Origin of the sequence: Caldivirga sp. MU80 (assembly GCF_001663375.1) — an archaeon.
Lineage (GTDB): Archaea > Thermoproteota > Thermoprotei > Thermoproteales > Thermocladiaceae > Caldivirga.
This window is the reverse complement of the sequence record NZ_LCTF01000003.1, coordinates 88,409-95,549: the sequence shown is the minus strand read 5'-3', so window position 1 is coordinate 95,549 and position 7,141 is coordinate 88,409. Positions and strand designations below refer to the sequence as shown.

Annotated in this window: 9 protein-coding genes; 2 read left to right on the top strand and 7 right to left on the bottom strand. The window is 47.0% G+C overall.

Annotated features, from left to right (window positions below; translation table 11 throughout):
• The 6 genes from AAX04_RS01595 to AAX04_RS01570 all read right to left on the bottom strand — a co-directional run.
• Window positions 1-625: DUF362 domain-containing protein (locus AAX04_RS01595; RefSeq protein ID WP_156519638.1), on the bottom strand; the 625-nt coding region annotated here is incomplete at its 3' end.
• Window positions 622-1,026 (bottom strand): hydrogenase iron-sulfur subunit, encoded by a 405-nt coding sequence (locus tag AAX04_RS01590; RefSeq protein ID WP_066793082.1) that lies wholly within the window; start codon window positions 1,024-1,026, stop codon window positions 622-624. The genes AAX04_RS01590 and AAX04_RS01595, both read right to left, overlap by 4 nt.
• A gap of 19 nt (window positions 1,027-1,045) precedes the next feature.
• Complete coding sequence (locus AAX04_RS01585) at window positions 1,046-1,321, bottom strand: sulfurtransferase TusA family protein (protein ID WP_066793080.1); 276 nt, start codon at window positions 1,319-1,321, stop codon at window positions 1,046-1,048.
• Window positions 1,322-1,332: 11 nt separating this feature from the next.
• A complete protein-coding gene (locus tag AAX04_RS01580) occupies window positions 1,333-1,752 on the bottom strand; it encodes a DsrE family protein (RefSeq protein WP_238377756.1) in 420 nt (139 codons plus the stop codon).
• Between the two features lie 168 nt (window positions 1,753-1,920).
• Complete coding sequence (locus AAX04_RS01575; RefSeq protein WP_066793078.1) at window positions 1,921-2,436, bottom strand: PaREP1 family protein; 516 nt, start codon at window positions 2,434-2,436, stop codon at window positions 1,921-1,923.
• A gap of 691 nt (window positions 2,437-3,127) precedes the next feature.
• The gene (locus AAX04_RS01570) at window positions 3,128-3,379 is read right to left on the bottom strand and encodes a sulfurtransferase TusA family protein (protein WP_066793076.1); all 252 of its coding nucleotides are present in this window, start codon (window positions 3,377-3,379) and stop codon (window positions 3,128-3,130) included.
• A 105-nt stretch (window positions 3,380-3,484) separates the two neighbouring features.
• On the opposite strand from AAX04_RS01570, the gene AAX04_RS01565 reads away from it, so the two are divergent.
• A complete protein-coding gene (locus AAX04_RS01565) occupies window positions 3,485-5,233 on the top strand; it encodes a SelD-related putative sulfur metabolism protein (protein WP_238377755.1) in 1,749 nt (582 codons plus the stop codon).
• 97 nt (window positions 5,234-5,330) lie between these two features.
• Window positions 5,331-6,617 (top strand): gephyrin-like molybdotransferase Glp, encoded by a 1,287-nt coding sequence (gene glp / locus AAX04_RS01560; RefSeq protein ID WP_066793072.1) that lies wholly within the window; start codon window positions 5,331-5,333, stop codon window positions 6,615-6,617.
• On the opposite strand, the gene AAX04_RS01555 is transcribed toward glp, so the two are convergent.
• Window positions 6,592-7,074, bottom strand: coding sequence for a hypothetical protein (locus AAX04_RS01555; protein ID WP_066793069.1), 483 nt, complete (start codon window positions 7,072-7,074; stop codon window positions 6,592-6,594). The genes glp and AAX04_RS01555 overlap by 26 nt on opposite strands.
• Between the last annotated feature and the right edge of the window lie 67 nt (window positions 7,075-7,141).

Genomic DNA, 7,141 nt, shown 5'->3' with positions numbered 1-7,141 from the left:
ACCCTGTAGCTATTATTATTGCATGGGTCTTAACCCTATAAATCTTAGGCCTTTGCGTAAAGTCTATAGCATTGGCCGGGCATTTTCTCTCACATTGCCCGCAAAATATGCAGTGGTCAATATCTATGACCGCCTTTTTAGGGACCGCAGTATCAAACGGTATGTAGGCAGCCCTCCTACCCCTTAAACCGTAATCAAATTCCTTAGGTACGGTTACAGGACAAACCTCCTCGCATGTGCCGCATCCCGTACATAATGATTCATCAACGAACCTGGGCTTCCTCAAAACCTCAATTTCAAAATCACCCCTTTCCCTAATATTGATACTCCTCACCTCCGAGTATGTCCACAGATCTATGTTTGGGTGATGAGCTACAGCGGCCATTTTAGGCGTTGATATGCAGCTTGCGCAGTCGAGTGTTGGGAAGACCTTACTAAGCAGGAACATTTTACCGCCAACTGTAGGCTCCTTCTCAATTAATAGAACCTTATAACCCATATCAGCAAGGTCTAGGGATGTCTCCATACCTGCTATACCACCGCCTATAACCACGGCATCGTAGTATAACGGCTCACGCGCCACCTCAGCCTTCTCAAGGATTTTCTGAAATACCCCCGAGCTCATTGTTTCATCACCTTTACCGGTCCTAATTCCCTAAGCCTATTGTAGAAGTCCTCAATTAACCTGGCAAATGCCTCACCGCACACGGAACATACCGCAGCCATCTTAACCCTCTCGGGTTCTATACCCCTGCTACTCAGTAGTTTCTGCGCCTCCTCAACCCTCCTGGCGGTCCTCTCGGTGCAGTCCTTTAAGTATGGGCAATCCGTACCATCGGCGGCGACGAACACACCATCAAACCCATTCTCAAGCGCCAGTACTATCCACTCAGGCCTTATCATTGATGAGCAAGGTACCCTAATAATTGTTGTTTGTGATGGATACTTAAGGTGCATTAGTCCTGCCGAGCAAATACCAGGGTCTGAAATAATGTTAGTTGCAAAAATGAGTATTTGAGGGTTCATTTCATCGCCTTTCTACATATTACTTCATCCTCTTCACGAAGATTCTCCAGTAGCCAGGTTCCTCAATAACACCCAGGAAAACATGCCCCATCTTCCTTGCCCAAATTGGTAGATCCCTCTTTGTACCAGGATCTGATGATAAAACCTCCAGTATACCACCTATGGGTACCTCTGTTATGGCCTGTTTAGCCGCAAGTAATGGCCCTGGGCATGATGTACCCCTAGCATCCACTACCTTATTCGGCTTTAATCTTCTGAGTTCCTCCGGCCCCAATTCACCCTTTACTTCACTCATTGCTAATCACCTTAAACGAAGAGCGTTATATCAGCCTCAGACATCTTTTCAACCCACTCACCAACCCCTATTATGTCATCAACTAGCTCAAAATCCTCCCTCTTAGCACCCCATATTGATGCAGCTGTGGAGCATACGTAAATTTTCAAATTACCTGACTTCTTCGCCTCCCTAATCAACTCAAACCATGAAGGCAATTTTAACTCTTGTAATCTTTTAGCAACTTCAGGCGCCTTGTCTTGAAATTCACTAAAGTTCATGTTCCTCTGCAGTACATCCTTCTTAAAAGCGTAAGCACCCCATAACTGAAGGAATAACTCCACCTCAAACCCCATAGTCACCGCACCAGTTACAAGCATAGCTAAGCCAGTTAACCTATCTATACTACCGGAGAATACGGCCACGGCCATCTTCTTTTGCCTACTTACCACCTAGATCACCATTTTTATTGTAAATATCATTTTAATAAAAATTATTTCATTACATATGTGAAATAGGTCAATACTTCGAAATACATAACTATATAGTGTATATATATTAGTGGTTCTTAGAGAATCGAAAGGCTAATAACGCTCGGTGATATGTTGTATTTAGGCGGACTACTCACTTTTACGTAAAGTAACGCTTCTCGTGAATTCCAATAGCCACTGCGCATGGTTTAAATCACCCTTCACGTCATTAATTGTGTACTTAGCCTCATGGAGACCCCAGACGTGTAAATCGTAGGCTACACTCCATGCGAACTCAACCCTAGGCTCATTAAGGATGCCGGCCAGTCTCCTGGCGGCCTTGCCGATTAGGCTAACCCACCACCTACCCTCTCCAGACACCTTAACGTACTCCTCGATATTATATGCCTGGGCGAGGGCCTTTATGCACTCCTCAACAACCTTATACATTTTTTCACTGGCTTGAACTGCACCACTATTGTTCACGTAATCCCTAGCCTCATTTAGGTACCTCTCGGCGGCTTCAAGCCTAGCCTCAATCACAGCCTCAGGGTCATCACTCAGAATCATTGATACCGCATCCAGTATAAGCTCCTCAATGTCAATATTCCGTCTCCTAGCCTCCTCAATAATCCTTTTCGGTAAGGTTACGGTGTACTCCCCCACCTAACTCAAACAACTTAACGGCACTGAACTTAAAAGACTTATGGTACGGCGTAGTGGTGCTTCATCGCTGAAGATTGGATAAACATTGACGTGCTTTAAGTCCATGACACATGGCTTGGCACTTAGCCCATTAACTAATGGCCCTCACCACCGGGCTTAATGCTGGCCTGTGTCTCCTGAATTATTAATATCTTCGCTGTATATGTAGAGTCTCACCTGGACCCTACCCCTCACCTTATTCACCTGTAATGATGTCTCCTTCGCCAACCTACTCCTCCTACCATACTACTTCCTCCTAGTCCTCTCTTCCTCACTGTACCTAGGTAACTCCTTACACCTTTTCCAGCTTCTCCCTCAGCTCATCCTCATCAATTAGCAGGGTCTCTGGGCTGTGGAGCTGTTTTGGTTTTCATGATTATTTATGGCGTTTGTGTTTATTGGTGGCTGGAGGACTTCATATTCACCTGGGTTGGGACTCCAATGCTTTACTATGGTGATGAGAACCATCTTGAGGGTGGAGCTTAATCGACTTCATTAGGAAGCTAGGCTCACTTAGCGTGAAACCAAGGTATCTAAGGTCCAATGATTCATCCATAACCTACGGTGATAGGCACATTGATAAGTAATGAACCGATTAAGGGTACTGAAGTGGTGAACAGTAAGTTCTTCTTAGTAAGGTTTAAGTGATGCATTAGATGGCCCTAACCGCAACAATAATGTACGTGTTACCTTCACCCTCCTCATTCCTCTCAATGGATTCACCCAATATCTTAAGGAACCTAAGCAGCATCATGTAGCAGACGTAGTCATCAGTCTTAATTATCACTCTTGAACCAACTGGAACCTTAACTAACTCCCTGGCCACTATGTTCAATGGGGTTGGGCAACTCATGCCACTTACATTAATTTCATAGGCATTGCCAACATTACCTGCACTACTCATAGCCTCAGTCTCTATTTTAACGTCTTTTTAGATGTATGCAATTGGGCATAAAATGCACCTAATCATTGGTTTAAATTACCTAAGGGGTTAATCATGCCCGTGGCCATGAGTAATACATCTATGAGTAAGGAGGAGAGGATAGGCAGATTCCTGAAGCATGTGGGTAAATACGCAGCCATAGGTGTCAACTTAACGTCACTGGCCCTAGGCTGCTCCGTTAAGGTAGACCTATACAACGTCCTGTACCCCGCATTAGCCATTGTGAGAAAGAGGATCAGTAACCTAAACATTGATATTGCACCCCGTGAGGATGTGGCGGTGCTTAAGGGCAGTGAGCCAGAGGTGATGAGGGTTATAACTAGTGTAGAGCCGCTGAGGATTCCCATTAGTGATGTGAACGCCTTTAGCCCAGAGACCTTGGTTATCCTGGCTGAGGTTTTCCAGGGTGATGCAGGTGACCCAGATTCCCTAGCCAACCTAATGGTTAAGCTTTACGAGGAGTTGTCTAAGGCTGGTGTTAAGATAACCATAGGTAAAGGGCATAGCATAGTGAGCACTAAACCCAACGCCAGCATCTACGTCCTTGACTTCGTGAAGACCAGGGTTAAGAACGACTCCTACACACTCGTTAATAACGATACTATTCAGGTCATTGACCCAACCGACGACATCGCATCATATAGACAAGTGTCGGTGGCGCTTAGCAACGCCCTCAACGACCTATTCTCTAAGGGAACCTACAAGAACCTTGAGTTTTACCCAGTCTACGACGCACCTGGTGAATACGGTGATAGGCTGCTTGCCGAGGTTAAGAGGTACATAAATGAGGTTGGGGGTAGGTTCCATGATGTAGAGCAGCCTGGATTGGGCTACCTCCTAATAGGGTCCACCGTAACCGGTGAGTTGGATAAGGAACCACCCATGTTCTACAGCGCAATTAGGGAGGGGTTTAAGGTGCTTGTGACTAGGCCCTTCGGTGAACTAAGCATAATAGGCACCTACGTGGGGCTTCACGTCGATGAGGATCTTTACGATAAATTCGAGAAAGAGGTCATGAGTGTTAATGAACTTGAGCGCATTAAGGATGATGTACTTGGGTGGATGTCAAAACCGAACATTGATGTGGCTAAGGTGATATACAGGCATTTACCTGAACTCGGTCACGGCTTCAAGGACGATGAGCACGTGGCCGCCACCATAGACATCAGTGGACCAGGGATATTCGTCTTTAAGGAGCTTGCGGAGACCACCAGGGTGGATATTAGACTAAGTAGCATACCACTGATAAGCCCAGAGGTGGCTGAATTCGCGGCCTCAAACTACATAATGGCCGACGCAACGGCAGGCACAAATGGGGCAATAGCAATAGTGGCCTCAGGTAAGGTCATCGATGAGTTGGTGAATGAACTCAGTAAGATACCTGGGTTAAAGCCTATAGTGATAGGTGAGGTGGTTAGGAGGGGTGGTGGATCATTACTAGTCCCAGACTACGTAACCAAGTACATTAAGGATAAGTCACTCCTCGCCAAATTAACAGTCGCATCAAACATACTTCAAGGTGTTGCAAGGGTTAGGCGAACCTCAAGGTTGATTAGGGCTGAGATAAGGATCACCGGTAAGGTTCAGGGGGTTGGCTTCAGGCCACTGATAAGGAGGAATGCGAAGTCACTTGGATTAACCGGTGTTGCTAGGAACAATGAGGATGGGTCCGTGTCGATAATAGTGGAGGGGGAGGAAGGTAATGTGAAGGCCTTCATAGAATCCCTAAGCAATATCAACGTTGCCGAGGTGAGTAATGTGGATATTAAGTGGAGTGAGTATAAGGGCGAGTACGCGGACTTCAACATTGAGTGAGGGCAGAGGCCAAGATCAGCAGCCTAACTAGGTTCAAGCCCAATGTTCACCTCACCAATAGCCAAGGATTTTTAAATCACAGCCAACCGACGGAACCGTGGAGGACGTTACCGGTAGGGGGTTTAAGGAGGTTAAGGGTGTTGGCCAGGTTTTGAATGAGGCCTTAAGGTTCATTAGGCATGAACCCAACGTAGTTGAGGTTAACCTCGAGAATGCAGTTGGAAGGTATTTAGCGGAGGACGTGTATTCAAGCGTCAATGTACCACCATTCAATAGGTCGGCCGTTGATGGCTACGCCGTGAGGAGCATAGACACATTCGGGTCATCGCCAACCAACCCAGCAATACTGAGGGTTAAGGGGTACCTACAGGTGGGTGATGACCCAGGCAGGTACATAGTTGGCCAGGGGGAGGCGGTGGAGATAGCCACAGGGGCTCCACTACCACCTGGCGCCGACGCTGTGGTGATGTATGAGAACACGGGTAGGAGGGGGGATTATGTTGAGGTTTACAGGCCAGTGGCCCCAATGGATAACGTGTCTAGGGTGGGTGAGGATGTTGCCGCTGGTGAATTAGTGTTTAAGAGGGGTACATTGATTAAGCCTTGGGATTTAGGGGTATTGGCGTCCATGGGTATCATTAAGGTTAAGGTTTATGAACCAAGGGTGGCCTTACTGGTCACCGGCAACGAGTTGGTTGAGGTTGAGGACGCCGCTAAGAACGGCCTACCACCTGGTAAGGTGATAAACAGCACCAGGTTTATACTGACATCGATGCTTAAGGAAATGGGCTGTACTGTGGATTACCTCAAGCTCCCCGATGATGAACAAACCATAAGGGACGCTGTCATTAAGATGCTTAACAGCCATGACGCCGTAATAACCACGGGTGGGGCATCTGTGGGTAAGATTGACTACACAATTAAGGCGGTTAGGGGGTTGAACCCAGATTACATAAACCATGGGCTAGCCATTAGGCCGGGTAAACCCAATAGCATAGCTGTGAAGGATGGTAAGCCAATATTCATGTTGAGCGGCTTCCCAGTGGCATCATTAACAGGCTTCGAGGTTCTGGTTAGGCCAATACTACTCCACATGATTGGGGCTGTTGATGAACCCAGACCTAGGATTAAGGGTACACTGACCAGGAGGGTTGCCACACCCATAAATACGAGATCCTTCGTTAGGGTGAGGGTTTACGTGGGTGAGGATGGTAAAACGTACGTTGAGCCGCTGGCCCTTACAGGTAGCGGCGTCCTAACCACGCTGGTTAAGGGTAATGGGATACTTGTGGTGCCTGAAAACAGGGAGGGGTATGATGAGGGGGATGAGGTTGAGGTTGAGTTGATAAGACCGGTCTTTAATGAGCAGGTGAATAAACCTTAACCAAGAACCCCCTAACACCACCCAACACCTGAACCAACGAACCGTAGTTAACGTGTTCCCTAGGAACCTTACCATACACCACAACCCTCTCCTCACCGTAATCACCAGTTAGGGCCAGGAAGAAGTCGCCTAGCTCATTAATGCGTGCACCGAGGCATAGGGTGTACTCCTCCTGGGGTAGGTACATGTCCACGGTAAGCTTGGCTAACTGACCCCCACATTTAAAGCTCCCCCTGAACACTGGGGTTACGTCAGAGATTATGGCAACTTCGCCATTTGAGAGCAAGTATGCGTTAATGGTCCTAGGTTCGCCGTTAATGCCCATTATGAGTGAGGCAAAGGCCTTAACAGACCTGCCCAGGGTTTTGTAGGCGTATATGTCAATCAAACCCCACTTACCCTTATAATCCCTATATATCGCCAGGAAAGTCTCAACAAACCTATCAACCAGGTTCACAAAGCTCCCGTAGCCTTTGCTTAATTTTTATTTTTCCCAGTTCAGCAAAACCAGTTACTACCACCAT